Origin of the sequence: Methylohalobius crimeensis 10Ki, assembly GCF_000421465.1 — a bacterium.
In the GTDB taxonomy this organism is placed as follows: Bacteria; Pseudomonadota; Gammaproteobacteria; order Methylococcales; family Methylothermaceae; genus Methylohalobius; species Methylohalobius crimeensis.
On sequence record NZ_ATXB01000002.1, the window covers coordinates 203,557 to 228,192 of the forward strand.

29 protein-coding genes and 1 pseudogene are annotated in these 24,636 nt (G+C 57.9%); 12 read left to right on the top strand and 18 right to left on the bottom strand.

The features are described 5' to 3' along the window. Positions 1 to 2 precede the first annotated feature (2 nt). From nthB to H035_RS0114640, 6 genes are all read left to right on the top strand, one after another. The gene (gene nthB / locus H035_RS0114615; RefSeq protein WP_022949713.1) at positions 3 to 719 is read left to right on the top strand and encodes a nitrile hydratase subunit beta; all 717 of its coding nucleotides are present in this window, start codon (positions 3 to 5) and stop codon (positions 717 to 719) included. A 33-nt stretch (positions 720 to 752) separates the two neighbouring features. Continuing rightward, positions 753 to 1,370 carry a nitrile hydratase subunit alpha gene (nthA, locus tag H035_RS0114620; RefSeq protein WP_022949714.1) on the top strand — a complete coding sequence of 206 codons (618 nt, stop codon included), beginning with the start codon at positions 753 to 755 and terminating at the stop codon, positions 1,368 to 1,370. Positions 1,371 to 1,410: 40 nt separating this feature from the next. Next, complete coding sequence (locus tag H035_RS0114625; protein ID WP_022949715.1) at positions 1,411 to 1,791, top strand: nitrile hydratase accessory protein; 381 nt, start codon at positions 1,411 to 1,413, stop codon at positions 1,789 to 1,791. 413 nt (positions 1,792 to 2,204) lie between these two features. Then, positions 2,205 to 2,963: a TIGR02452 family protein gene (locus tag H035_RS0114630; RefSeq protein WP_200861586.1), complete on the top strand. Its 759-nt coding sequence runs from the start codon at positions 2,205 to 2,207 to the stop codon at positions 2,961 to 2,963. Between the two features lie 242 nt (positions 2,964 to 3,205). Next, positions 3,206 to 4,129 (top strand): sialidase family protein, encoded by a 924-nt coding sequence (locus H035_RS19975; protein WP_200861587.1) that lies wholly within the window; start codon positions 3,206 to 3,208, stop codon positions 4,127 to 4,129. A 114-nt stretch (positions 4,130 to 4,243) separates the two neighbouring features. Continuing rightward, positions 4,244 to 5,389, top strand: coding sequence for an alpha-hydroxy acid oxidase (locus H035_RS0114640; protein WP_022949718.1), 1,146 nt, complete (start codon positions 4,244 to 4,246; stop codon positions 5,387 to 5,389). Between the two features lie 97 nt (positions 5,390 to 5,486). Here H035_RS0114640 and H035_RS19980 read toward each other — a convergent pair whose 3' ends face one another. The 12 genes from H035_RS19980 to H035_RS22790 form a co-directional block, all read right to left on the bottom strand. Then, positions 5,487 to 6,164 carry a hypothetical protein gene (locus H035_RS19980; protein WP_022949719.1) on the bottom strand — a complete coding sequence of 226 codons (678 nt, stop codon included), beginning with the start codon at positions 6,162 to 6,164 and terminating at the stop codon, positions 5,487 to 5,489. 191 nt (positions 6,165 to 6,355) lie between these two features. Continuing rightward, positions 6,356 to 6,706, bottom strand: coding sequence for a DUF5615 family PIN-like protein (locus H035_RS0114650; protein WP_022949720.1), 351 nt, complete (start codon positions 6,704 to 6,706; stop codon positions 6,356 to 6,358). Beyond that, positions 6,703 to 6,954 (bottom strand): DUF433 domain-containing protein, encoded by a 252-nt coding sequence (locus H035_RS0114655; RefSeq protein WP_022949721.1) that lies wholly within the window; start codon positions 6,952 to 6,954, stop codon positions 6,703 to 6,705. The genes H035_RS0114650 and H035_RS0114655 overlap by 4 nt, the downstream gene beginning before the upstream one ends. An 832-nt stretch (positions 6,955 to 7,786) precedes the next feature. Further along, positions 7,787 to 8,002 carry a DUF433 domain-containing protein gene (locus H035_RS21505; RefSeq protein WP_200861588.1) on the bottom strand — a complete coding sequence of 72 codons (216 nt, stop codon included), beginning with the start codon at positions 8,000 to 8,002 and terminating at the stop codon, positions 7,787 to 7,789. Between the two features lie 78 nt (positions 8,003 to 8,080). Then, positions 8,081 to 8,371, bottom strand: a complete 291-nt coding sequence (locus H035_RS0114670; protein WP_022949724.1) for a hypothetical protein — start codon at positions 8,369 to 8,371, stop codon at positions 8,081 to 8,083. Continuing rightward, positions 8,368 to 8,802 carry a class I SAM-dependent methyltransferase gene (locus H035_RS0114675; protein ID WP_152486078.1) on the bottom strand — a complete coding sequence of 145 codons (435 nt, stop codon included), beginning with the start codon at positions 8,800 to 8,802 and terminating at the stop codon, positions 8,368 to 8,370. The genes H035_RS0114670 and H035_RS0114675 overlap by 4 nt, the downstream gene beginning before the upstream one ends. Before the next feature lie 156 nt (positions 8,803 to 8,958). After that, positions 8,959 to 9,201: an excisionase family DNA-binding protein gene (locus H035_RS19990; protein ID WP_051149865.1), complete on the bottom strand. Its 243-nt coding sequence runs from the start codon at positions 9,199 to 9,201 to the stop codon at positions 8,959 to 8,961. Between the two features lie 85 nt (positions 9,202 to 9,286). Beyond that, a complete protein-coding gene (locus H035_RS19995) occupies positions 9,287 to 10,027 on the bottom strand; it encodes a hypothetical protein (RefSeq protein WP_152486079.1) in 741 nt (246 codons plus the stop codon). Between the two features lie 41 nt (positions 10,028 to 10,068). Continuing rightward, a complete protein-coding gene (locus tag H035_RS0114690) occupies positions 10,069 to 10,389 on the bottom strand; it encodes a hypothetical protein (protein ID WP_022949728.1) in 321 nt (106 codons plus the stop codon). Between the two features lie 321 nt (positions 10,390 to 10,710). Beyond that, positions 10,711 to 10,968, bottom strand: a complete 258-nt coding sequence (locus H035_RS20000; RefSeq protein WP_022949729.1) for a hypothetical protein — start codon at positions 10,966 to 10,968, stop codon at positions 10,711 to 10,713. An 85-nt stretch (positions 10,969 to 11,053) separates the two neighbouring features. After that, entirely contained in the window at positions 11,054 to 12,100 is a 1,047-nt protein-coding gene (locus H035_RS0114700) for an HNH endonuclease (protein ID WP_235044655.1), read from the bottom strand. Beyond that, positions 12,027 to 12,449 carry an HIT family protein gene (locus H035_RS22790; protein ID WP_022949731.1) on the bottom strand — a complete coding sequence of 141 codons (423 nt, stop codon included), beginning with the start codon at positions 12,447 to 12,449 and terminating at the stop codon, positions 12,027 to 12,029. Before H035_RS22790 ends, H035_RS0114700 begins: the two co-directional genes overlap by 74 nt. 723 nt (positions 12,450 to 13,172) lie before the next feature. Here H035_RS22790 and H035_RS0114710 point away from each other — a divergent pair. The 3 genes from H035_RS0114710 to H035_RS20005 all read left to right on the top strand — a co-directional run bounded on the left by H035_RS0114710 (position 13,173) and on the right by H035_RS20005 (position 15,322). Continuing rightward, positions 13,173 to 13,535: a type II toxin-antitoxin system RelE/ParE family toxin gene (locus H035_RS0114710; RefSeq protein WP_026596655.1), complete on the top strand. Its 363-nt coding sequence runs from the start codon at positions 13,173 to 13,175 to the stop codon at positions 13,533 to 13,535. Further along, positions 13,532 to 13,846, top strand: a complete 315-nt coding sequence (locus H035_RS0114715; protein ID WP_022949733.1) for a helix-turn-helix domain-containing protein — start codon at positions 13,532 to 13,534, stop codon at positions 13,844 to 13,846. The genes H035_RS0114710 and H035_RS0114715 overlap by 4 nt, the downstream gene beginning before the upstream one ends. 345 nt (positions 13,847 to 14,191) lie before the next feature. Further along, positions 14,192 to 15,322 carry a tRNA-queuosine alpha-mannosyltransferase domain-containing protein gene (locus H035_RS20005; protein ID WP_022949734.1) on the top strand — a complete coding sequence of 377 codons (1,131 nt, stop codon included), beginning with the start codon at positions 14,192 to 14,194 and terminating at the stop codon, positions 15,320 to 15,322. Between the two features lie 59 nt (positions 15,323 to 15,381). Here H035_RS20005 and H035_RS0114725 read toward each other — a convergent pair whose 3' ends face one another. Further along, positions 15,382 to 16,770 carry a sensor domain-containing diguanylate cyclase gene (locus tag H035_RS0114725; protein WP_022949735.1) on the bottom strand — a complete coding sequence of 463 codons (1,389 nt, stop codon included), beginning with the start codon at positions 16,768 to 16,770 and terminating at the stop codon, positions 15,382 to 15,384. Between the two features lie 107 nt (positions 16,771 to 16,877). Next, on the bottom strand, positions 16,878 to 17,006 hold the full coding sequence (locus tag H035_RS22525; protein ID WP_235044657.1) for a type II toxin-antitoxin system VapB family antitoxin: 129 nt from the start codon (positions 17,004 to 17,006) through the stop codon (positions 16,878 to 16,880). Positions 17,007 to 17,227: 221 nt separating this feature from the next. Here H035_RS22525 and H035_RS0114735 point away from each other — a divergent pair, with 221 nt between their 5' ends. The 3 genes from H035_RS0114735 (at position 17,228) to H035_RS0114745 (ending at position 21,672) form a co-directional block, all read left to right on the top strand. Then, on the top strand, positions 17,228 to 18,370 hold the full coding sequence (locus H035_RS0114735; protein WP_022949737.1) for a metallophosphoesterase family protein: 1,143 nt from the start codon (positions 17,228 to 17,230) through the stop codon (positions 18,368 to 18,370). Further along, positions 18,367 to 21,075, top strand: a complete 2,709-nt coding sequence (locus H035_RS0114740; RefSeq protein ID WP_022949738.1) for an AAA family ATPase — start codon at positions 18,367 to 18,369, stop codon at positions 21,073 to 21,075. Before H035_RS0114735 ends, H035_RS0114740 begins: the two co-directional genes overlap by 4 nt. Positions 21,076 to 21,174: 99 nt before the next feature. Beyond that, the gene (locus H035_RS0114745; RefSeq protein ID WP_152486080.1) at positions 21,175 to 21,672 is read left to right on the top strand and encodes a hypothetical protein; all 498 of its coding nucleotides are present in this window, start codon (positions 21,175 to 21,177) and stop codon (positions 21,670 to 21,672) included. On the opposite strand, the gene H035_RS20010 is transcribed toward H035_RS0114745, so the two are convergent. From H035_RS20010 to H035_RS0114765, 4 genes and pseudogenes are all read right to left on the bottom strand, one after another. Next, on the bottom strand, positions 21,634 to 21,966 hold the full coding sequence (locus H035_RS20010; RefSeq protein ID WP_022949740.1) for a peptidogalycan biosysnthesis protein: 333 nt from the start codon (positions 21,964 to 21,966) through the stop codon (positions 21,634 to 21,636). The two genes, H035_RS0114745 and H035_RS20010, sit on opposite strands and share 39 nt — an antisense overlap. A 31-nt stretch (positions 21,967 to 21,997) precedes the next feature. Beyond that, positions 21,998 to 22,054 (bottom strand): annotated as a pseudogene (locus tag H035_RS22660) (hypothetical protein); the annotation flags it as partial. Positions 22,055 to 22,063: 9 nt separating this feature from the next. Next, positions 22,064 to 23,515 carry an IS66 family transposase gene (gene tnpC, locus H035_RS20015; RefSeq protein WP_022949741.1) on the bottom strand — a complete coding sequence of 484 codons (1,452 nt, stop codon included), beginning with the start codon at positions 23,513 to 23,515 and terminating at the stop codon, positions 22,064 to 22,066. Between the two features lie 299 nt (positions 23,516 to 23,814). Next, positions 23,815 to 24,624 (bottom strand): MEDS domain-containing protein, encoded by an 810-nt coding sequence (locus H035_RS0114765; RefSeq protein ID WP_022949743.1) that lies wholly within the window; start codon positions 24,622 to 24,624, stop codon positions 23,815 to 23,817. Positions 24,625 to 24,636 lie beyond the last annotated feature (12 nt).

Here is a 24,636-nt window from a genome sequence, read left to right on the forward strand (position 1 = left end):
ACATGAAACTGCAGCACAATCTAGGTGGGCTCGAAGGGCTCGGGTCCTTGCAATTCGACAAGCATGTATTTTTTGAACCGTGGGAAAAGCGCATCTTTGGCATCCACGTGGCCATGATGGCCCTCAGCAATCACCTACCGGTGGCTGAGGTACCGACCCAGTTCGACAGTATGTGGACATGGGGGCATCTGCGCAAGGGCGCGGAAGCCATGAACCCGTTCGAATACTTCAAGTTCCGCTACTACGAGAAATGGCTTGGAGGTATTTCTAGCTTCTTAGTGGGGGAGGGTTATATTTCTCATGAGGAGCTCGACCAGAAAACGAGCGAGTACCTGCAGGCACTTGATGCGCCTCTTCCCGCAGACGGGGACCCGGCAATCGACGACCAGGTTATCCGCTACCTTCGGATAGGGGATTCCCCCAAGTGCGATGTGGAGGTGAGGCCGAAATACAAGGTGGGTGATTGGGTAGTCATTAAAGATTTTCCTCCCAGCGATCACACCCGGTTGCCGGGCTACCTTCGCAACAAGGTGGGGGTAATCGATGAGGTCTACGAGGGGGCCTACAGCTACTTTTTCCCGACGGCGGACGGCATCGGCGCCCCGATGCCCATCTATGGCGTGAAGTTCGAGCAAGCGGAACTATGGGGCGAACTCGGTGAACCCGGCACCGTGCTGTACGCCGACCTGTTTGAAACCTACATCCAATCGACCGTGTAGAACCCGACCCCTGGAAGGAGAGGCATTCGCATCATGAGCGCGCTATTTGATTACGATGACGACCGGGAGCTAAAAAACGCCGCCCGCGTGCGGGCCTTGGAGGCGTTGTTGATAGAGAAAGGCATCATCACCAGCGACACCGTGGATAAGGTTATCAGTTACTTTGAGACGGAGATGGGACCCTTCAACGGTGCAAAGCTTGTCGCCAAGGCGTGGGTGGACCCGGAATTCAAGAAACTCCTGGTCACAAACACGCCGGCGGCCATCGCCAAGATGGATTTTCCCCAAGGTATGGCGGGTGCCGAGGGTGAGCACATGCGAGCCGTGGAGAATACGCCTCAGGTCCACAACATTATCATCTGCACCCTCTGTTCTTGCTACCCCTGGCCGGTTCTTGGACTGCCCCCCTACTGGTACAAGGATCCCTCGTTCCGCGCCAGGGCGGCCCGGGAGCCGAGGGCCGTGCTGAAAGAATTCGGTGTAGAGCTGGACGACGATGTTGAGGTGCGGGTTTGGGACAGCAGTGCCCAGATCCGATGGTTTGTGGTCCCGCAGCGACCTTCCGGCACCGAGGGCATGACCGAGGAAGAGCTCGCATCCCTGGTGACTCCGGAGGCCATGATGGGCGTGGCGTTTGCTCAGGCGCCCTAGCGCGAAACGAGCTGAATTAGCCATTAAGAGGAAAACCCAGATGTATTTGAGATTCGAGCATTTTGCTGCCACTAGCATGCTCGGCGACAAGGCTCCACCTCCCCGGCAGAACGGAAAATTGTTCTTCGAAAATGCCTGGGAGCGGGCAGCGTTCGGGGTCGCCATCGCGTTGGCAAAGAAAGGCCATTACGAGTGGGAAGACTTTCGCCAGGAATTGATTGACGCCATCGCTGCGTGGGAGAAGGAGCACGCCCTCACGGACTCCTCGTGGGACTACTACGAGCGTTGGTTGCAGGCGCTCGAGCGGCTCGCCACGCAGACAGGCCTCATCGATTCGCAGGAGCTGGAAAGCTACACCACCGCGCTGATCGGGGACCAGAGGGACCCGACCCGGAGCGGAAGAACAAACGGAGGCGAGTGAAATACTCGGCGGCGTTGTCGCGTATTCCCACCCAACCATGCCGGACCCGACGGCGCGGGCGGTAGACGCCCAAATCTCCTCTTTCAATTGTTGTTTCTGCAAGGGTTGGTCATGTCTCCCGCTTGCAAAAACATACCAACTCTCCAGGAGCGGCCCGCTCCGACTATAGACTATAGCCTCCGATGGTTATTATTTATCGGACAAACCCTTTGCCAACAGTTCCCACCCATCGCCTGGATAGGTTTTCACCACCGCCAGCTATATATAAAAAGGTTTCTTCACAATTATCGAACCGTTTGCGTTATATCACGTTGAAGCTTCTTCCCTGCCTTGATTCGGATGAAATGATCGCATCCAGACGTCGGGAATTGGATATCCCTCGGGATGTGGCCGCTTCTCTTGGAAGGTCCGCAGTGGAAGCTGCCGAGAGGGGTTATTATTTCGACCATGCCGGCAGGCAAATCGATTGGAGTCGATATGTCCAAGCTGCCTGCTCCGCAAAGGCGAGCATTCCTCCGGATGCGAGCCTACCGACGCCTGATCCCGTTGCCTTTCCTGAAACCCAGGTACAAGTCGCCAACGAAACAACCCTTGGGGCTTCGCGGCGACTCGTCGAAGACGGAAGAAAGCCTCTTGCGCTGAATTTTGCCAATGGAGTTCACCCGGGCGGCGGGTTTCTTGACGGGGCCAAAGCGCAAGAAGAGGTTCTTTGCCGATCCAGCGCCTTATACCCAACACTCATAGGCGATCCCATGTATGAAGCGCACCGCAAGCGGCCGCGATCGGATTCTACCGACTGGGCCATCTATTCGCCTGACGTGCCCGTGTTTCGAGCCGATGACGGAACGGCCCTCGAACAACCTTGGCTGCTGAGCTTCATTACATGCGCCGCTCCCTATGCGCCCGCCATTGGCCAGCCGGAAGCCGGCGATCTATTGCAACGACGCATTCATCGGGTGCTGGCTATCGCACGGGCATACGGTCACACGGCGCTTGTGCTCGGCGCATGGGGCTGCGGCGCTTTCGGCAACGATGCCCACCGCACGGCTACCGATTTTCAGAACGCGCTGGAAAACGAATTCAGGGGAGCTTTCTCTGAAATCCGATTCGCCATCGTTGATTGGTCCCCGGAAAGAAGGTTTCTGGGACCTTTCCGTTGGGTGTTTGCTTGAAACGATAGCTCACGACAATCCGGAGGAGTTTTGACCGAATCGATTGCTACGGGTGAGAAAAGCCTACGACAACAAGCTTAAAAGGTGCGGCCCCTATCGGGTAAGGTGGGGGCATCGAAAGCCTGTTTATAAGCGCAGATAGGAATACGACATCTGTGTTACAAGGAGAGCGTTGATGGGTTATCCAAACAACCAAAGCATTCATGAACTTAGAATTCGTCTTTGATCGAGCACCGACCCCCATGGTCCACGGTTCTACCCTGGTGGAAACGGGCAATGCGCTTGCGGCGGCCTGGTTCGGGGGTACGACCGAAGGCGCCCCGGATACGGGCATTTGGCTTTCCCGCCACGAAGACGGCCGCTGGTCTCCGCCGGTGGAAATCGCCACCGGCAGGCTCCCCGACGGCCGCCGGATGCCTTGCTGGAATCCGGTGCTCTTCCAGCCGTTCGGAGGCCCCCTGCTGCTTTTCTACAAGGTGGGTCCGAGCCCGAGCGACTGGCGGGGCATGGTGCGAACTTCCGACGACGGCGGCCGTTCGTGGTCGGAAGCGATCGAACTCCCGGCCGGCATCCTGGGCCCCGTCCGCGCCAAGCCGGTGGCAATGGCCGGCGGCGGACTCCTGGCCGGATCGAGCACGGAAGATGCCGGCTGGACAGTGCATGTGGAACGTTTTAAGGGCCAATGGAATTCGGCAGACCTGGCTTCGGCGGACCGATGGCAAAAGACCGGCCCCCTGAACGATCCCGATCAATTCGGCGCCATTCAGCCGACCGTGCTGATTCACTCGCCCCAAGTGCTGCAGCTGCTTTGCCGCAGCCGAAACAAAACCATCACTACCGTGTGGTCCCACGACGGCGGGCGCACCTGGGGCCGGATGGCGGCCACCCCGCTCCCCAACCCCAATTCGAGCATCGACGCGATCAGACTCGCCGACGGCCGCTTCCTCTTGATTTACAACCCCATCCCGCGCCGGCGGAACCGGCTCGCCCTCGCCCTGTCCGCCCATGGAATCGATTGGCGGCCTGTCGTTACCCTGGAAGATTCGCCGGGGGAATACTCCTATCCCGCCATGATCCAGACTCGAGACGGCCTGGTGCACATGACCTATACCTGGAAGCGCGAGCGGATCAAGCATGGGGTTATGGAGCCGGCGGAGATCGATTGACCCATCCGGTCCGGGGTATCCAGGGATTGATCTACCCCGCTTGAATACCCTTGACCCGGGTCACCAGAATTCGGTCCTCCTCATCAATGCACCTACTGAACATTCAGACTCAACATGCGACTCAGCGATTGCCACAACTTCCACGATTTCCGCGAACTGGCGAGACGACGGCTGCCGGGACCGATATTCGACTACATCGACGGCGCGGCCGACGACGAGATCACCCACCGCCGAAACTCGGCAAGCTTCGAGCGCTGCGATCTGATACCCAATGTTCTGCGCGGCGTGGAAACCGTCGATCTTTCCGCAACCGTGATGGGCCAGAAGCTCGCCCTGCCCGTCTATTGTTCCCCCACCGCGCTCCAGCGTCTGTTCCACCATCAGGGCGAACGGGCGGTCGCCGCGGCCGCCGCCAAATACGGAACGATGTTCGGCGTCTCCTCGCTGGGCACGGTGAGCCTGGAGGAGCTGCGCCGGACCTACGCCACGCCGCAAGTGTATCAGTTCTATTTTCACAAGGATCGCGGCCTCAACCGCGCCATGTTGGAACGCGCCAAAGCGGCCGGGGTCGAGGTCCTGATGCTGACCGTCGATAGCATCACCGGAGGCAACCGCGAGCGGGACCTGCGCACCGGGTTCACCATTCCCTTCCAGCTGACCCCGGGCGGCATGCTGCAGTTTGCGATCAAGCCACGGTGGAACTGGAACTACCTGATGCATGAAAAATTCAAGCTGCCGCAATTGGAGCAACACGTGGATATGAGCGGCGGGACCCTGTCCATCGGTCGCTACTTCACCGAGATGCTGGATCCTTCCCTGAACTGGAAGGACGTGGAAGACATGATCCGATTCTGGAACGGACCCTTCTGTCTGAAGGGCGTCCTATCGGCGGCGGATGCCAGACGCGCCGCCGAGATCGGCTGCACGGGCATCATCGTGTCCAATCACGGCGGCCGCCAGCTCGACGGCTGTAGGACCGCCTTCGACCAGTTGGCGGAAGTGGTGGATGCGGTGGGCGATCGGGTCGATGTGATGATGGACAGCGGGGTCCAGCGCGGAACCCACGTCCTCAAGGCGCTTTCGCTCGGCGCCAAGGCCGTGGGGCTGGGACGCTTCTACCTCTTCCCCCTGGCGGCCGCCGGTCAGGCCGGTGTCGATCGGGCGCTGGGACTGATGCGGGCGGAAATCGAACGGGGGATGAAATTGATGGGCTGCACCTCGATCAGCCGGCTCACGCGCGAGAATGTGCGGTTCCGGTAGTTGATAATCGAGACTCGTCGAACATCGATTGGCATCCGGCCGTTAGTCAAAGAGACCTCGGATCCTCGCGTTGGTACAGATCAGCCATCCATGCAGATCAGGAGCCGCCGGTGGAAGGGTCGCCGCATTCTTCTACAAGCGGGAGCCGGTCGAGCACGACCGTCCCCTTCTGGCTGGTGAAGTTGAGCGTCGCATGGCGGCTTTGCTGCTGGGCGATCCCGGTGATTCGATGGTCGAGGGTGTCGTAGATGCGCACCACTCCGCGAAACCGGATCGCCAGGCGATGGTGCTGGGGGAAGATGGCGTAGGCGAGATCGTTCTGCGTCCCCGTAGCGCTCGGCGTACCCAGCTGCTCCGGCCACCAGGACTCCCGCACTCCCCAGTCCCACGACGCCGTCGAGAAAGAAACCCTTCCCGATTCAGCCGACGGCGGGGCATCTCCCTCTGCTGAAGATCCCATTTGCCGCTGACTCTGATAGGCCTCCGACGCCGGTGTCGAAGGTCCCGGCTTCTGCTCCGCCAACAGCTCGGAGATCTCAGTGCAAAGCCCGTCGACGCGAGCCTTGAGGACGTTGTTGAACATGTCGCCGATCATTATCATGCCGCTGTACATCCATTGCACGCCTCCACCCAGCTCCGGGTGGTGGAACTGGGCCATCCGACCCCCGCCCTCCGATACCGCCTGGAAAGCGGCCAGGACAGCGTCCTCACTGACCTCGTAACGGCGGGCCAGGGCGGCGAGCTTGCGGCGGATTTCGGGGGTGAGCTTCGGCATGCCTCAGACCTGGAGATAAGGGACAGGAACAATGTCTCTTTCCAGCCTATCGTCAGGCCAACGCTATCCCAAACTGTTTTGTTTGGCAAGATTTTTTGACCTCACGGTCGACGCACACGCTGTTGGAATCCAGTATTGCTCCAACCCGCGGCCTTTTGCAGATTTCCTTCCCTATAGTTGATTTAATATTCCTACTTCGGCACTCGGATGCGTGTTCGTTTCACGTCAACGGTGACAATGGCTCCACGCATCAATTCGGAACTGTATTTCTCCAAGACTCGAAGACAATAATCCGTCTGCTTACGCGCCGGAATACCCACCAGACGGACAATTCCACAATGGGGGTCACCGTAGACAATAGCCCGCTCTCCGAAATCCTTGTCCAAAGTCACCAAAATTCGGTCCTCCTCATAAGCGTAGCGGAGGATCTCCTGGTCACCGGGATCGGTATCCCATTCGCCGGTCCAAACCACATCATGACCCGCCTCGCGAAGCACCTGCAACGTTCCGCCCCAGACGCAGGTATCCAATAGCAGATTCACGCCACCGATTCCATCACACTGGGCTCCACCCGCTCATGCTCCACCATACGATGGGCATATGCCAGGCAAGCCTGTATGTCTTCTCGTTCCAACCAAGGATACCCCTCCAGTAGAGTTTCGAAATCATCCCCCGCCGCCAGCATGCCCAATATATGCTCAACGGCCAGCCGTCTGCCCCGGATGATGGGTTTGCCACCGAATATCTCCGGATTGACAGTGATGCGTTTCAGAAGCTCGTCTTCGTTCATTGGCTACACCTCTGTTTAACAGAAATTCCTATTGAAGTACGACCCCACATATAAATTACATGGCCAAGCAACCTGCTTTTGATGTACCTTCCTACGACAACTAACCAGAATATCGAAGCGGTATTGTCAATAGCCAATAAAATTGGCCTACCCGACCTATGAGATCGGTAATGCACTAACGGCAATGTGTAAACGCCGACAGATTATCCCTGAGCAGGCGCTGAGGGTCCATGATGTGACGGAAATGATTCCGGTTCGGCTATTGGCCGTGGATATCGGCAAGGCCTTGGACATTGCCTTTCAGTTCAATATCTACGCTTATGATGCTTATTTTCTAGAGTGCGTGCGGTCCCTGGCATGTCCTCTGATTATGTTAGACCGTCAGATGCGGCAGGTTGCCGCGAAACTTGATATTGAGAGATTGGAGTAATCCCCATGAAAGTCTTTACCTATTCAGAAGCGCGGCAGAATCTGGCCAAATTGCTCACTTTGGCCTAAAACGAAGAAATTCGCATCCGGAGAAAGGACGGCTCGGTTTTTGTCCTCCGTGCCGAGAAAGAATTAGAAAAATCCCCCTTCGATGTGCCCGGCATCAAAACCAACGCCTCGACTCAAGATATTTTGGAAGCCGTACGCGAATCCCGCAGTGGCACATAGACTCATTACTCGGTATCGACCGATCCGAGGTCTTCCCGTCGATCAAGCGATGAGGGATTTCCCACAACCGACTCTTTCTGATTACCCCCGCGAGGGCAAATCCGGCTCGCCCTCCCCCTTTCCACCGATGGTGTCGACTGGCATCGTACCTCACCTTAAATCGGGCTCCACCCGCTCATGCTCCCCCATACGATGGGCACATGCCAGGCAAGCCTGTATGTTTTCTCGTTCCAACCCGGGATACCCCTCCAGGCAAGGTTTCAAAATCATCCCCTGCTGCCAGCATGCCCAATATATGCTCTACGGCCAACTGTCTGCCCCGGATGATGGGTTTGCCGCCGAATATCTCTGGATTAACGGTGATGCGTTTCAGAAGCTCGTCTTCTTTCACGGGCTATACCTTTAGCGCTCGTTGTAATGGGTGCTAATAGCCAAAAAATCTTCCACCGAAACCACCCGCGGCACCCGCCTACCCGAAGAAGAATTCCGCAACCAAACAATTTGCGCCCGGGGCCACCGGAATGGGCGATTCGTCCAGGACGCCCTCGATGAATTGCTTGATCTCCGCCTGGGTGTAGTATTTCTGGAAGGTGCCGCGTTGGGTCAAGAGCCCATCCCGGAACTTCGTCCCGGAGACGTTTTGATTGGCCAGTATCACCGAGACCACCAGCAGCCGTTCAGCCAGCGAATAGGCTCGGGTCAGGGCATCCACCCGTTCATCGAAGTCCTCGATGACATTGACCACGAACCCCAAATTCACGATATCCGCCGGGTTGATCGGGTGTTCCAGCGGGATTTGGCGGCCGCGGTCAAGGCGGCATACTCTTCTCGCCGCGGGTGTTCTTGAGGCAGAAGCAATTCCTTCCGGTGAAGGATTGGGGGATTGGATGATTCGGCATAGTTTCGGTGACGTACCGACTTTTGATCCAAATCCACCAACCAGCTTTCTTTCAGGGCGGGGAAGGGATCTTCGAAGAAGTTTGAGTACGCGAGCAAGGCGATACCGGGACCGTCGAGGTCAAGACGGATGACGTTGAAATGGGTTTCCTTCTGGACATCGGCCAATTGCTGGGCTGTGGCGATCCGGGATTGCTGGTCATAAGGGAGCAAGTCAATGCAATCCACATGCAGATAAGTCTTCTGGCCGATGGTCTTGCCGCAGGACAATGGGTTCCGGTTAAAAGCAGGCATGTTTGCAATCTATAGTACGGAATGCTGGAAAATGACTACTGCCCCGGGATGAAATAAGCCAATTGCTGCATACAAGCCTACCGTCACCAGACGCACAAGAAAATCTCGCAGGGAGCGGGATAGAGAACACAGGCATCGTCGACAACGACAAAGGCATCAGTATCCCATGTCCAATTTCTGAGACTGCTTCGCCAATTCTTCCAACGCTTCTCGGCTCCGGCGGTCACGTACGGCCTTGTATTTCATCAGGTCTTGGTAGCGGACCCGCCGGTGACTACCGGTAGAGGTGAAGGGGATGGTTCCTTCCTCCAGAAGTTTGATCAGGTAGGACCGAGAGACATTGAGGATATTGGCCGCTTCTTGGGTGGTCAGCTCCGTATGGGTGGGGACGATGGTCACGGCGTTATCTGGAACCATTAAGGGAAATAGTGATAAAGCAGGAACGGGACATGGTGGTTACTCTCATTCAAGTGAGCGCACACACTCAATTGGGCGAGAAGCCGGAGCTTTGGTCCTCGTCATCCCGATTCTTGTTTTTCTGTTCCAAGCGACGCGCCTGAAGCTGTCTGAATTTCTCTCGTGATTGCTCGATTTGCTTCAAGGCCGCCGGGTAGCGCTTCTCCCAAAAGTCCTTGCCCAACCTGGAATCTTGCGGGATGGCCCTCAAGACATCGATACCATACCGGTACCATACTTCCTTGCCCATCGGCTCCAAGACCAACGCGAAAACCCGTTCGATCCCATAAAAAGCTGAACGCATTCGATTGCCGGCGATTAAATCCTGAAGAAAACCGTGAGAAAAATCGATACTGGCTTCAAGTTGCTCTAATGCCTTCGGATGCCCCTTCTTTGAAGGCAGTCGTTGGTTGAACACCCTGCTTTCCAGACACAGAATCGGATGCATGATTCGAAGGGTTTTGTCGCCGATATGAATTTCGATGGCGGTCTTTCGAATATCGATACTGTTCAAACCTTCCAGGCTGGCGAGAAAATCAATATCGACCTCGTCTTTTCCGATAAGGCAGCGAAGCATTGCGCTGTTCGGAGTCGGATCGGAGAGGTCCGGAATTTTGCATTCGATACCTAACGCCTGCGACCACTCTTCGGCATCTTCCGCGGTACCGAGGAAATCAATATCCTGGCTGGTAACAGGGCGATTCAAATAATGCCGGCTCCAGAAAGCCACCGCCTGTCCCCCGACTAAGATAGTCTCGATTTCCGGCATGCGCTGAATGAACTCGGATACGCTTGTCCAATCCAGTTCCTTCAATGCCATAGAGAAATGGCCTCCCACGCCGCCATCGAATCCGCCTTATCCGACACCGTAAGTCGAACGTCTTCAACCGGAATCAACAGATTGCCGGCATAAATTTCGTCGGGATCGGTACCGTCTTCGATTGCATCCAGGTCCTCGAGACGACGAAGTTCCTTCATGAATTCCCAGGCTTTAACGTCTGCCGGTTTCGAGTCATCGAAATAGCGAGCAAGCCAGGACTTGAATCGCCGTCGGGTCTCACGGTTGAGATGGCGAAGCTCGCCGGCATGTCTCATGGATTCAAATAGGGAAAGAAAACCATCGTCGTTCACGAGGACTCCGCTTTCAGTTTACAGCTACAAGAGGAGCGGCGGCACAACCAAAGCACCCGCAATTCAATCATGGATCTCCGCACAAATTGCTAGCATCAAGACAACGTTCACGTGAGCCAACGCCGAGCAGGTCCAAGTATTCCACATGGAGGTAAAGTTGGCTACCGATACGTTTCCCAAAGGTTTTAGTCATCCCATTGTAGGAACTCTCTGGTTACGCACCTTCAGTTCAATTAAACCTTATCGTACCGATTGCAACGATTTCCGATGGATTTTAGGTCGACCATGAGGAAAATGGCTGCATGGGTGAGTTCTTCCAGTTCATCGGTGTCGACAATGGGTGGGGACGATGGTCACGGCGTTACCTTGAGCCATGGCGGTCAAAATATCACGCAGCAGTGTCAAGGGATGGCGCGGCAGGATCAGTTCGGCATCGTCGAGCTGCACACGGGCGCGATCGGCCTCCGGCTTGTGTGCCAGCAGTTTGCTTAATTCTGTCGCGCGGGTACGGGCTAGATCGGCGGTTTCACTGTCCGGCAATCTATCGAAGCGTTCTGCGGTGTCTGGGTCTCGCCGCACTCCATCAGTTGGCGAAAGCTCAAATAGCGACCGCAGGAGACATCTAATGAAGGAATCGTGTCCGATCCTTTCACTCTGAAGCCCCTTACGCATACATCCTCTTCCGATGCCAAGCCAACCGACCTAGATCCGGCCATAGCGCCTTATCCTGAGGACAGATAATCGGCCGCCCTGACAGGGTCATCAGAAAACCCGCGGCATTCGGACTGATGGCCATGTGCCGGGACAGGAGAACCTGGTAATTGTCGTCCACGCCCATCAACCATTCATCAAACGCCCAATGACACAATCGGCAAAGCGCTATGCCGTTTCTTACATCATCGTCCTTGAATTGGCTCCAGGGTTTGATGTGAGCTGCCTCTACCACCGTATGACCATCCGGCGTAACGATTCGGACGCCGCATAGTGCGCAGCGATGATCATAGCAATAAACAATGGCTCGCCTGAAACCCTGATCCCTCACGGTATCGTTATAGGGAATGGGATTTTGAGGCTCGGCGACTTTATGAGGAAGTGCTTCGAGTTCCAGGCTGTACTGAAAAATTTGATGCTGCACGCCGAGTTCGGCTTGGAGAATTTTTCGGCCTTCGTCGGAAAAGCAGGATTGCAGTAGAGTGTTGACCAGCCTGCTGCGGCTTTCCGGTCGCGTCATCAGAAAAAATAGCTCTTCGTCGATATTTGCCCCTAGTGCTAATTTCCTGAGTTGGGAAATAGACGAGACGGCATCGATCGTTGCACGTGTTATCTGCCTCCCGGGAACTGCCACCAATTCCCAGAAAGGTTCGGTATGAAGACGCGAAAAAGGAAAGGCAATGCTGGTCGTCTGAGTGATTGGCATCAACGCACGCCAGTAGGCGGTAAACAGCGCATTCAGCTCTATCAACTCGCCGGTGATACTGATAAATCTGGAAGTGATTTCTCCTCGGGCAATCATCTCCATGATTGCCAATAGCAGCAGCGGCTTATGCGGCGCTTTTCGCAGAGTCGATTCCGGAAAGACACGGTTGGGCGCGCGCTTTAGCCTAGCGAAGTGCCGACAGTACTCATCGAGCTGTATATCAGCCATCCCAGTAGCACGCTTTTTCGGGCAAAATCCAGCGGACGCCACCGCGTGGGTCGGATTGGTCTCCAAGGTAGCGAGGAATCAGGTGAATGTGCAGGTGCGCCACCATCTGACCGGCCGCTGCCCCGTCGTTTATGCCGATGTTGAAGCCGTCGGGCTGAAACTCCGAGATAAGCTGCGCCTTGGCGCGTTCAAGCAGAGCAAGCAGATCGCTACGTTCATCTGACCTGGTATCGAAAAAGGAGCCGACATGCCTTCGCGGAATGATGAGAGTATGTCCTGGTGAGACAGGGAAACCATCGCGGACGGCCAACGCCAGCGGACTATGGGCAATAACCCTTTCATCCGGTAACGTACAGAACGGGCAAGGATGCGTAGGATTGGAAGTGCTATTCAGAGCCGATATATTTTCAGTCATAGCTTGATGGCGGTAATTGCTTTGGAGTTGAACGGTCCAGGATTCCGATGAAAATTAACAATATAGTTAGCATAGCGATTTATAAATAGACCGAATAGTGCGCCCTAAGCGCCTTCACCTAGAAGAAGCACCGTTTGGCTAAGGCAGGAAACACTCCCAAGGATAAACCAATACGGCACCCTCGACTCCACGCTCAGGCAACTGGACATGAGCAGGATGAAATCTGATTAAGAGACTATCATGATCCGGTTTCCTGCATGATCGCAAAAAGACCAAGAAGGCAGCCGACTGTTTGGCGGAAGCCGTCGCGGGGCGCACCGATGACGAAGAAGAGATCCCCGTGTCCAATCGAGCAAAGCCGGGCGAACGTGAGGTCGTAGTCCCCTTGCACATGGTCCCTGAAGGCGGGAATTCAGGTGACACAATATTTAACTGTCACGTACCCGTGGAAAAGTATGAAAGTGAATGCTCAATGACCCGGGTTAAGAAGGCCCTCATATCGCTTCGTGTAACGAAGCGCATCAAACACGAATGATGCGCCTTCTTCGTCGGCGCATCCTACCGAACTGCCGGGTCCAGCTTTCGACGAATGCATCCGCGTCCGCCGACCCTCCCGTGATCAGAACAATCGTTCTGGAACTTGACAGAAGAATTTATACTTTTGGAAGCAAAAAGATAAATCTTGTAATATTGAGTATCTACTCATAAAATAAAAAATAAGCCTTGAACGAAAAAGCGATAAGCCCGGTTATCTGGATAGGAGATTCACTAAAACAAGTCCGGCGGTTCCCCGCTGAAGTGCGCCGGGAAATCGGGGTCGCCCTGTATGACGCTCAGAAAGGCGACAAGTCCCCCGATACCAAGCCGTTCAAGGGCGCGGGCAAAGGAGTATTCGAGATTGTCACCCGTTTCGATACTGATACCTACCGCACGGTGTATGCAGTGCAAATTGGCTCTAGCGTTTACGTCTTGCATGCCTTCCAGAAGAAAGCCAAATCAGGGATCAAAACACCCCAGAAAGAAGTGGAGTTAATCCGGCATCGGTATCGAATGGCGGTTGAGATCGAGCAGGAGAGAAATTCATGACTCAAGATCGATTCGAACAAAGCAGCGGAAACGTTTTCGCTGACATGGGATTGGAAAACCCGGATGAACTCATGGTCCGTGCCCAATTTGGCCATGCGGTGCGCAAGATTCTAGAAGATAAGGGTTACAAACAAAGAGAAATCGCTATACTGCTCGACATCGACCAATCCGAGGTTTCCCGACTGATGAATGGAAAATACCACCTATTTTCCGAGGGGCGTCTACTGGTATTCCTAAACCGGCTGGACCAGAAGATCATCATGCACATTGAGCCTCGCCAGAAAGGTGAGCAGGCGCTTGAATTGGTCTGACCACCTCAAAGAGAACATTCTCGTGCTCAAGCAAAGCCGGGCGAACGTGAGGTGGTTGAGGTACTCCTGCACCTGACCCTGAAGACGGCGGTTTACCTGGCGTTGCGTGAAAGCGGCGTTTCCAAAAAGGAATCACCCGCCGCCTGAGTCGATCCTCCCTTGAGACTGACAACCTCGTTAAATGGTTATTTTAGAGGCTGTATACAAAACTGCGCCGTTCTATTGTCGGCCCCGCTGCATTACCGCCGGAGCCGCACCCACCAAGTACATTCTTACTTTCCAGGCAGGGGCTCCGCTATCCTGTAAATCCGAGTGTGAGCCCGAACCCCGGGTTAAAATACGCTCATGATCGATCCCAGCCAATCCCGCATACTGGTGCTTTCCGCGTACGATGCCGCCAGTCATCGCCGCTGGCGGGAGCAGTTGATTGCAGCGCTGCCGCACTATGAATGGCATGTGCTTTCGTTGCCTCCCCGGTTTTTTCGCTGGCGAATTCGCGGCAATCCGCTGTCCTGGCTGGATGAACCGCTGCTGCAGGAATGCTGGGATTTGATTGTCGCAAGCTCGATGGTCGACCTGGCATCCCTGCGCGGTTTCCATCCCAACCTGGCTCGCGTGCCGGCGTTGCTCTACATGCATGAAAACCAGTTCGCATTTCCTGTATCGGAAGGCCAGCATTGGAGCGCGGAACCGCAGATGGTGAACTTGTACAGTGCCGTCGCCGCCGACCGGGTGGTTTTTAACAGTCGGTGGAACCGGATGAGCTTTCTGAGCGGCGTGGACGAATTCTTGTCTCGCTTGCCGGACGGCGTGCCCCCGGGACTGGTGGATGCGTTGCAAGCCAAATCGGACGTGGTCCCGGTGCCGATCGAGGATCGGTTGTTCGTCAAGCGGACCAGTCCGCTGAACCGCAAGTGTCCGCACCTGCTGTGGAACCACCGCTGGGAGTATGACAAGGGCCCGGATCGGCTGCTTCATTTATTGGATCGGCTGGCTGACCTAGGGCAGCCCTTTCGACTGAGCGTAGTCGGCGAGCGATTTCGCAAGCAGCCCGAAGCGTTCGAGAAGATCGGAGCGCGTTATGCCGAGCACATCGCCCATTTTGGTTTTATTGCGGATCGGGCCCGATATGAGCGATTGCTGGTAGAGGCGGATGTGGTGATTTCGACGGCCCTGCACGATTTCCAAGGGCTTTCCCTGCTCGAGGCCATGGCATCCGATTGTATTCCACTGGCACCGGACCGGCTAGCCTACCCGGAATACGTCCCGTCGCCTTATCTCTATCCCAGTTATGAAGACGATGCCGAGAAGGAAGCGGACGCTGCCGCCCGCTGTCTGCACGATATTCTGGCGTCATCGGGACAGTGTGAACCGCCGGATGAGTGGCGGGTCTCGAGGGTCAGGTACGATCGGATTATCCGGGCATTGCTGGAATCCTCGGGCTCGTCAGCTGCTCATCCGAGGAAAATAGGGTGAGGGGGAAAGCACTGAGCAGGGGATCTGAGGGCCTCTTATTGATGATGGTTTCATGAGGCTTATCGATCCACGCGAGTGTGAACTTGGTTGCGTCCGGCGTCTTTCGCCTGATACAAGGCCTCGTCCGCCCGCCCGATGAAATCCTCGGCGGATTCAACTTGCCTGAACCCGGCCACGCCGAAACTGCAAGTGACCTTGCCCACGCGTTCGAAACAATACTTGCGGCACTTGAGGCAAAGCTTTTCCGCAAGCCTTCCCGCCTTCTCGGGTGGGGTATCCGGAAGCAGGAGGACGAATTCCTCGCCTCCGTATCTCGCAAACACGTCCGCTTTGCGAATGTTTTCCCGGACGATTTCCGCCAGCTGCATCAATACCCGATCCCCGACGAGATGGCCGTGACGGTCGTTGATCTGCTTGAAATGATCGACATCGAACAGGATGAGCGAAAGCGGCCGGCGATGGCGGCCGATCCTCGCAAGTTCCGCCTCCAGGAGCCGGTGGAACATGGAGCGGTTATAGATGCCCGTCAGATAATCGCGTTCGGCAAGCTGCTTGAGGCGGGACTCCGCCCGCTTGCGGGCGCGAATGTCACGTTTGATCCCGGCGGTGCCCAGGGGAGTGCCGTCCTCGTCCCGCACCACGAAGGCGGTGAGCTCGATGTCCACCCAGTCATCCGCCCGCGTTCGCGAGCGGATCTCGCCGCGGAAGACGTCCTCGGACTCCAGCGCCTGGAAGATCCGGGCAAAGGTTTCCTCGCCCAGGTGAATGGCGGGGGTTTGGCCGGCCAGCGCTTCATCGGAATAGCCGATGAGCGCCCGGTGGACGGGATTCTGTTCCCGATAGTAGCCGGCCAGATCCGTGGTGGCGATCCCATCGTGGGCATGATGGAAGATCTGGCGGTAGAAGAGAAGACGTTCGGCCATCCGTTTACGTTCGATGGCGATGCCCGCAAGCTGGGCGGCGGTGTCGATGAGTTCCAGTTCTTCGGTCTCGGGACGATAGGGGATGCGGTGATAGATGGCAAAGGTCCCCAGCACCTCGTCTTGAGAGGAGAAAATAGGCGCCGACCAGCACGCGCGCATCCCGTGCTCCAGGGCCAGGGCACGAAAGCCCGCCCAGCGGGGGTCGGTCGCGATGTCCCCGGCGATCACCCTTTTTCCATGGAAGGCCGCCGTGCCGCAGGAACCCACCTTGGGACCGATGGCGATTCCGTCGATGGCCCGGCTATAGGCCTCGGGCAGGCTTGGGGCCGCCCCCTGGCGCAAGTGCCGGCCTGCCGGGTCCAGGAGCAGGATGGAGCACAAACCCTGGTCGAGGTTCTGCTCGATGCACCGGCACAGGGTTTCCAGCACTTGGTGGAAAGGGGCGCCCCTGGCGATCATTTCAAGCACCTGGACCTTGCCTGTCAGGAGCGCTTCTTTCCGCTTTCGTTTTTCTTCAATTGCCATTGCCACCCCTTCTCATCCAGAAACGACGGGATTTTCCAGCTCACCGCCCATCCCCCACTCCTTTTCATCGCGGCAGCTCTGCAGCAACTCCAGCTGGCTGAAGCGAGTCAGTGCCGGCTCCTGATCCCCGAGCCGTTGCCGAAGCCGATCGGCACCGGCTCCCTTTGGGTAGAGGCGCCAGTGAGCTTGAAAGCCTCTTCGACCGGTGCCTCCTCCAGCACGATATGAGGTCGCATGAAAAAACGCTCCAATGGGTAGACGAGTACCCATTATAAAAATACCGAGTGCGAAGCACCATTGATCCATCCTCCCGGGCTGCGCCATTGGGCCCGGTTTTCGGCGAACTCATCCACGCCCTCAGGGCTCGCGGCGATCAGAATCGTCGATCCTTCCTTGACCGACAACCTCCCTTAATGGTTATTTTAAAGAAGACGACATCCCCCGACTAAAAGAAACCATGCAGATAAGATTCATCCACACCTCGGACTGGCAAATCGGAAAGGTGTTTCGCTTCATGGACAGCACCGCCATGGGGCTGCTTCAGGAGGCGCGGCTCCAAGCGATCACGCGCATCGGCGAGTTCGCCGGCGAGCACGCCGTCCGCCATGTCCTGGTCGCCGGGGATGTCTATGACATGGAGGCTCTTCCGCCCCGCTCGCTCAACCAGCCCTTGGAGCGGATGCGAAGCTTCACCGGCGTGCAGTGGCATCTGCTTCCGGGAAACCATGACCCACATCGCCCCAACGGTCTTTGGGATCGGCTGCTTGGCAAGGGTCTGCCCGAAAACGTGCATGCTCACGTCGCGCCGGAACCCATGATCCTGGAAGAGATCGGCGCCGCTCTGCTGCCGGCCCCGCTGCATTATCGGCGCACCCTGGATGATCCGACCGCTTACATGGACGAGGTAGAACTTCCCGACGGGTTCGTGCGCATCGGTCTTGCCCACGGCACCGTGACCGGCTTCGGCTCGGACGACCGGGAGACTCCCAACTATATCGATCCCGACCGCCCCAAGCGGGCCGGCCTGGCCTATCTTGCCCTGGGCGATTGGCATGGCCAGAAAAAGATCAACGATCGGTGCTGGTATAGCGGCACCCCCGAGACGGATGCCTTCGACGTGATCGACGGCGGTCGGGCGCTGCTCGTGGAAATCGAAGGACCGGCCGCGCCGCCGACGGTCACGCCGGTGCCGACGGGGCGCTACACCTGGACCCATTTCTCGGAGCGGATCAATCGCCGCAAGGATATCGACTTTCTCGCCGAAAAGCTGCGCGGGAGCGCCGATGAGCTGGATCGAGTGCTGGTCCATTTGACCGTGGCCGGCGCCCTGTCATTGGAAGACCGCCAGTATTTCCAAGACCAGATCGAAGACGGGGTCTCGGCGGCGTTCTGCTTCATGCGCGTCGACGACCGGCAGCTGTTCTCCCGACCGACCGCGGAAGATCTCGACCGGATCGACCGGGGCGGATTCGTGCGCATGGCCGCCGAAAAGCTGATGCAGCAGATCGAGGAAGGCGGCAAAGCCGAGCGTGAGCTTGCCGCCGAGGCCCTGCAGCGTCTTTATATCGAGCACATGAAGTTACAAGCAAGTCAGCGATGAAACTGCGATCCCTGGCCCTCAATCAGTTCAAGAAATTTACCCATCCGACCCGCCTCGACGGCATCGACGACGGCTTGAACGTGGTGGTCGGTCCCAACGAAATGGGCAAATCCACCTTGCTCGACGCGCTCCGCGCCGCCCTGTTCGAGAAATACAGCTCCAAGGCCCAGGCGATTGCCGCCCTGCAAAACGACCGCAATCAAGCCGGGCCGGTGATCGAGCTAGCGTTCGAGCTGGAGGACGGCCTTTACCGGATTACCAAACGCTTCCTCAAGAAGCCCTATGCCCGCCTGGCCTGCCCCGACGGCCGCACATTGGAAGGCGATGCCGCCGAGGACGCCCTGCGCGGCCGGTTGAATTTCGACGAGCCCGGCAAGACGGGGGCAAAGGCCGAAAACCTCGGCATGTGGAACGTCTTGTGGGTGCAGCAAGGGGAGTCCTTCGGCCATCTGGATCTTCCGGAGAGTGCGCGATCGAGCCTTCACAACGCGTTGGAGTCGGAAGTCGGCGCCGTTCTAGGCGGCCGGCGCGGCCGCGCGCTGCCCCAGGCCATCGAGCGACAACTCGCCGAATGGGTGACCAAAACCGGCCGGGCGCGGGGAAAATACAAGGACTTGCTCGACCGGTTGGACACGCTCCGCGGCGAATTGGAAGCATTGCAGGCACAGCGCCGGGAGCTGTCCCAGACCCTCGACGAGTTGGAAATAGCCCAGGATAAACTGGCGCGCCTGTCTTCCGGCGATCGCGACCGGACGGACCGGAAGGCACTCGACGAGGCGCGCCAACGATTCAGCCAGCTTTCTGAGCTGGAAGCCCGCATCGAAGCCGCGGTCACGGATCTCGAGCTCAAAAAGCGCAACCTGGAGCAGGCCGAGCACGCCCGAGCCGAACGGCTTCGGCTGCAAGCCACGATTGCCTCGGAGGCAAAAGCGGTCGAGACCGCCCTGCAACACCGGAACGACGTTCGCCGGCAAGAGCAGGAGGCATCGTCCCGGCTCAACCAGTTACGGGCTGAAGCGCGCGCCGCCGAGGCGGCCGTCGTCAAGGCCGACGAAACCGTCTCCCGGAAGCGCCACGTGCTCGCCGCGGTGGAACGCCGGGCACGGATTCGGGAGTTTCAGACTCGCTGCGAGAAAGCGCAATCCGCCGAAAAGCGCCAGCGCCAGGCGCAGCAGGACGCCGCCGCCATTCGGGTGACTGACGATGTCATCGAGGCGATCCGCAGCATTGCCAAGCAACTGGAGAAAATCGACAGTCGCCTGCATGCGGCGGCCACCCGCATCACGTTTGACATGGCGCCTGCGGGCTTGTCTGGCATCGAGGTGAATGGCGAAGCGCTCACGGCCGAACAGCCGTCGCTTCAAGCCATCGAACCCGCCACCATCGCCATTCCCGACCGCGGCCAAATCACGATCGAGCCGGCCATCAAGGACCGCGACAAGCTGCTCTGCCGGCAGCGCGACTACCGGGACCAGCTAAAGGAGACGCTGGAGAGCAGCGGCGCCAAGACGGTCGGCGACGCGGAAGCCCAGTACGCCGCACGTCGGAAACACCTGCAGGACACCGAATTTGCCCGCCAGGAGGCGGCGCTGCATGCGCCCGCCACCGACGAATGCGAGGCCGGGGCTCAGCCCCTTTTCGACCATATCGAAGGGTTGCGTCAGGCACTGAAGCGCGAGATGGACGACCTGGACTTGGCGGAACCGCCGGCACGCGGCGATGCCGAAACCGCCCTTCGGACGGCTCAGGAAGAGGCGGAAACCGCGCGGCGCGGGCAGGAAACCGCGCGCGCGGCCCTGGCCGGCCCGGAGGACACCTTGAGCCGGCTGCGGACCGAACTGGGCACGGTCGATGCCCGCCACGAGGACGCCCAGGAACGGCTCGAAGCCCTTCGCCGGCGGCTCCGGGAAGCCGAAGCAGCCCGTTCCGCCGATGGGCTCGCGGCCGCCGTCAAGGCGGCTAAAAATGCCGTCTCGGAACAGCGGATGGCAGTGGCCGATCTCGAGGCCCGGCGGACGGACGAGACGCTTCCCCAGCTGGACGCCCGCATCCGCCGTCTCGAAAAGGCCATCGGCGACCGGCGCGATAAGCGTGAAAAGCTCAAGATCGACATCAAGGGGCTCGAATCGCGCATCGAGGCGACCGAAGGCGCCGGCCTGGATGAGGCCATCGCGCAAAAGGCCCGGGAAGTGGCGCTTTGCGAGGAAGAATGCAGGCGCTCGGAGCGGGAGGTAGAGATCCTCACGCTCCTGTTGTCCACCTTGCGTGACGCCGAGCAGACCGCCAAGGAACGCTACCTGTCGCCGGTGCTCAGCCGCGTGCGGCCATATCTTCAGCTGCTGTTCCCCGGTGCCGACATCCGCATCGACGAGAACCTTCGCATCACCGGCGTGGTGAGAGAAGCGGGCCATGAAGAGGCCTTCCACCATCTCAGCATGGGCACCCGGGAGCAGATCGCCATCCTGGTTCGCCTCGCTTTTGCGGAAATGCTGGTCGAGCAAGGCCATCCGGCGACCGTCGTGCTGGACGACGCCTTGGTATTTTCCGACGACCGGCGGATCGGCCGGATGTTCGACATCCTTAACATGGCCGCCCGCAATACCCAAATCCTCATTCTTACGTGCCGGGAACAGCTCTTCGAGGGACTCGGAGGCCGGCCCTTGTCATTGCAGGCCGGGGATACGGAGACGCTTATTTCGGCCTAACCGGCAAAATTCGCCTTTTGAATCGGTCTGGATTCAATGCTGAACTTTTCGTTCCAGAAAAATATGGCATTTCGGACGGTCATGGCCGATCATGGTCGCATGAAAAACAATGAGCTCATCCGCCGAGTGCGCCGATTGTGGCCGCTCGCCTTACTGTGCTTGGCAACGGCGATGCCGGCTGCAAGCCGACCGGATTCCCCGCCGGCCGGGGTTCCCAAGGGCGCCATCATCGCCTTCATGCCCGATCCCGATTCCAAAGACTACTCGGATGAACAAAGTCTGAGGCGCTGGCTGAAGGATCAGGGCTGGGCGATCTGCGACGGCGAGAACGGCACACCCGACCTCAATTATCGCATGTTGCTGGGGACCGACCGCCCTTCGGTCGCGGGGCAAAACCAAGGGTCGCGCACGCATACGCACCGGGTCCGCAGCGAAACCGGCATTGCTTACGGACGGGAGCGTTCCTTGCGAGGCGGCATCGGACCCTCGACCAGAATTCCCGCCAAGGGGCACAAGCACAGGCTCGATACAGTCTCGGAGCGGGCCGATCATCTGCCGTTAAGCACCCGGGTACTTTTCATCTTGAAGGTCCAATAAGCCGTCTCCGCGCTTGAACGGCAGCAACGCTGCGGCATCCTCCTTATATAAAACCACCCCTTCCCTTTCCTGCCGGAGAAAATCATAAATCGCCTCGCGAAACTGCGGATCGCGAATCCAATGCACGGAATAGATGGTGACCGGCTCGAATCCCCGCGCGATTTTATGTTCTCCTTGCGCGCCGGAATCGAATCGCTTCAACCCCCGCTCGATGCATTCCTCCAGCCCTTGGTAATAGCAGGCCTCGAAATGCAGGCTGTCGTATTCCTCCAAACACCCCCCAATAGCGACCATACAGAGTCTCGCTCCCGACGAAGCTCAGCGCCGCCCCCACATAACGCCCTCCATGCAAGGCCAGAACCATCAAAAGATTCGCCCCCATCGTAAGCGTTCACGAGGGGACCAAAGGCAACGGTTGGGATGCAGGGATAGGCAACCGAAAGGTGACCTTTCCTTCGGTCATGCCCTGGTTACAGATGGTCCGCAGCGTTTGATAGACACTGACGCCCAAGCGTTTGCAGGTTTCGATGAGCGAGAGGATCATGGGGCGAAACTGGTTGCCCCGATGGGACTGACAGAAGAAGCTGATCTTGCGCCAGATCACGTAAGGTCTGAGGGCACGTTCGGCGGCGTTATTGGTCATCGGAACGCCGGGATAGACGAGGAAGGTCCACAGTCGGGGGCTGTCGCGCAGGCGTTTGCGACAGGCATTGCCGGTGCGGCTTTTGCCATGGATTAGAACGGCTTGTTCCAGTTCGGCCTGGAATTGGGTTTTTAAGCGCCCCAAGCGTCTTCGGTAATGGGCGCTGGCATAGTGGCCCTGCCGCCAGCGTTTGCCGCACCGGACAATGAGCCGGGCCAATCGCACCCATCGTCGGCCGTCTTCTCCGGCCCGGCCCTTGCGGCCTGCGATCTTTTCCAGGTTGCGGATCACATGCGCCCAGCAATATGGATGCTTGGCCGGATCGTAGTCGTTGTAGCCGCCATGCCGGTCGGTGACGAGAAACCCGTTGAAATCCCCCAGCAGCACATTGGCGGCGCCTTTGCCTCGGGAATAATGGGTTAGGAAGTAGGCCGCCTGATCGGTCGATAAGGACCACAACCAATACCCGCTTCGGTGCCGGTAATGCCGGGTCTCGTCGGCATAGGCGACGCACGAGCGCCGAACCGCTTCCCCAATCTGGGTATAAACCGGCTGCAGCCAGGCCAGAATCGGTGCCTGGGATTGGCTGATCGCCCCTAAACTGAATGCCAAGCCCCATTGCGCTTGAAGCAATGTCTGAATTTGCCGGCGGGAAAGCGAATATTGGCCGTTGAGCAGGTTGATCCAGGCCACCAAACCAGGACCCATCTGACCTTGGGGCACCGATGCCGGCAACGCCGCCCGATGTCGCCAGCCACATTGCTCGCAGCATCCCTCGTAGCAGCGGTGTTCTTCTACTGTGTAACGGACTTCGGGCAAATCAAACACTTGATGCCGGCGATAACGATCCCATTGAATCGTGCCACCGCACCCACACGCATCCGCCGGATAGTAACGCCGAAGGACATCCACCTCCGTCTCCGGCACCCAGCTCCGTTTGTGCTTGGCATGGCCGGGCTGCGCGCCTTTCTTGCGACCCGTCGGGCGCTTCCGCTTCCGTTCGGCCCGCCGCTTGGGGCTGTCTTGGGAAGGCGGCCGGGAGGAATTATCCGATCCCGTTTGCAGCTGTTCCTCCAGTTCATCCAGTCGGGCTTTGAGTCCGCCCACCACTTCCCAGAGCCCATCAATGATCTGCTGGGCTTCTTCCAGCGTCTTGGGCCGAGGCGCAGGTCGAGTCAGGTCCAGCTTGAAATCATCCATGATTGCATTGTCGGAATTTCATCGTGAATTGGCAAGTCGTGAACGCTTACTATGTATCGGGTATCGGGCTGGCTCGCGCTGGTGTGAGCCAAGATCATCGCAGAACCCGACGCGGTCACAGGCTTGGGTTTTCTGATCCTGGTCGGTCAGGAGAACCTGCAAGCGCCCCTTGCGATTGGCGCGATGGCGATGATCGGACTGATCGGAGCATTGCTGGACTACAATGTCCGACGGCTCGAATGCAGCACGGCAAGATACAAGTAATGGGTTGAGGTCCCGCGAGAATTCCGCGATCCGCTTCAGACCGAATTGGCTGGCGCAGACAAGGGATCCATGTAAAGCCCGCGTCGAAATCCTTCCACCGAGTGAGCAAAGGGATGGGTCAACAAGGCACCGAAAGTCGTTTCCGAATTCAATCGCTTCAAGTGGTATTGGCATACGATGGTCAAGTGCGGGAAGTCCTGCAGCAGAACGTTCAGTTCACGCTCGTAGGCCAGCACCTGTTCCACGCCGGGCGCGCCGGTCAGGAACCAGGTCATCTCGCCGGTAATCATGGCCTTGCCCGATGGGTTCGCAAGCAGCGTTGCCGCCTGCTTCCGCATAAATCGCAGCATCCTGTCGGCAGCGAAGTAACCGTCCTGCAGGTAGCAATCCTGCGGCGGGCAAAGGACAAGCCGCCGGGTTCTCAATGCTTCTTCGACATCGATGCCTTCGCTGCGAAGACGGTCGATAATTTCCGTTCTATGAGAGCTGTCGTGCATGTACAGCACGGAAGCGCCCTCCGCCATGTGGCCGATCAAATAAGGACCCAGCAAACGCCATTGTTCCTGTTCATCGCGAAAATGCAGTGAAACGTGCCGCGGCGTTCCATGGCTCGCGCAAGCATCCAAGATTTCGCGCGGCGAAGATCCTTCGGCACGCTGCATGCTTTCCGAGGATTTCGGCGCCTTGCCCCGTGCGACGAGGAATGCATCCAGGTCACCGATATCGAAGCGTCTTTCTCCTCGCATACCCACACGGAAGGACGGAAGCACATTTTCATTCGACCAGCGCCGCAGCGACGACTTGCTGACGTTGAGATATTCGGCGGCTTCGCTAATCGTAAGCAACTTCCTGCTCTT

Bases quoted from the DNA above. Each gene is read 5' to 3' on its own strand.
- nthB (WP_022949713.1), top strand. From the start codon at position 3: ATGAAACTGCAGCACAATCTAGGTGGGCTCGAAGGGCTCGGGTCCTTG.
- nthA (WP_022949714.1), top strand. From the start codon at position 753: ATGAGCGCGCTATTTGATTACGATGACGACCGGGAGCTAAAAAACGCC.
- H035_RS0114625 (WP_022949715.1), top strand. From the start codon at position 1,411: ATGTATTTGAGATTCGAGCATTTTGCTGCCACTAGCATGCTCGGCGAC.
- H035_RS19975 (WP_200861587.1), top strand. From the start codon at position 3,206: ATGGTCCACGGTTCTACCCTGGTGGAAACGGGCAATGCGCTTGCGGCG.
- H035_RS0114640 (WP_022949718.1), top strand. From the start codon at position 4,244: ATGCGACTCAGCGATTGCCACAACTTCCACGATTTCCGCGAACTGGCG.
- H035_RS19980 (WP_022949719.1), bottom strand. From the start codon at position 6,164: ATGCCGAAGCTCACCCCCGAAATCCGCCGCAAGCTCGCCGCCCTGGCC.
- H035_RS0114655 (WP_022949721.1), bottom strand. From the start codon at position 6,954: ATGAACGAAGACGAGCTTCTGAAACGCATCACTGTCAATCCGGAGATA.
- H035_RS0114675 (WP_152486078.1), bottom strand. From the start codon at position 8,802: ATGCCTGCTTTTAACCGGAACCCATTGTCCTGCGGCAAGACCATCGGC.
- H035_RS19995 (WP_152486079.1), bottom strand. From the start codon at position 10,027: ATGCCGGAAATCGAGACTATCTTAGTCGGGGGACAGGCGGTGGCTTTC.
- H035_RS22790 (WP_022949731.1), bottom strand. From the start codon at position 12,449: ATGACTGAAAATATATCGGCTCTGAATAGCACTTCCAATCCTACGCAT.
- H035_RS0114715 (WP_022949733.1), top strand. From the start codon at position 13,532: ATGACTCAAGATCGATTCGAACAAAGCAGCGGAAACGTTTTCGCTGAC.
- H035_RS20005 (WP_022949734.1), top strand. From the start codon at position 14,192: ATGATCGATCCCAGCCAATCCCGCATACTGGTGCTTTCCGCGTACGAT.
- H035_RS0114725 (WP_022949735.1), bottom strand. From the start codon at position 16,770: ATGGCAATTGAAGAAAAACGAAAGCGGAAAGAAGCGCTCCTGACAGGC.
- H035_RS22525 (WP_235044657.1), bottom strand. From the start codon at position 17,006: ATGCGACCTCATATCGTGCTGGAGGAGGCACCGGTCGAAGAGGCTTTC.
- H035_RS0114735 (WP_022949737.1), top strand. From the start codon at position 17,228: ATGCAGATAAGATTCATCCACACCTCGGACTGGCAAATCGGAAAGGTG.
- H035_RS0114740 (WP_022949738.1), top strand. From the start codon at position 18,367: ATGAAACTGCGATCCCTGGCCCTCAATCAGTTCAAGAAATTTACCCAT.
- H035_RS0114745 (WP_152486080.1), top strand. From the start codon at position 21,175: ATGAAAAACAATGAGCTCATCCGCCGAGTGCGCCGATTGTGGCCGCTC.
- H035_RS20010 (WP_022949740.1), bottom strand. From the start codon at position 21,966: ATGGTCGCTATTGGGGGGTGTTTGGAGGAATACGACAGCCTGCATTTC.
- tnpC (WP_022949741.1), bottom strand. From the start codon at position 23,515: ATGGATGATTTCAAGCTGGACCTGACTCGACCTGCGCCTCGGCCCAAG.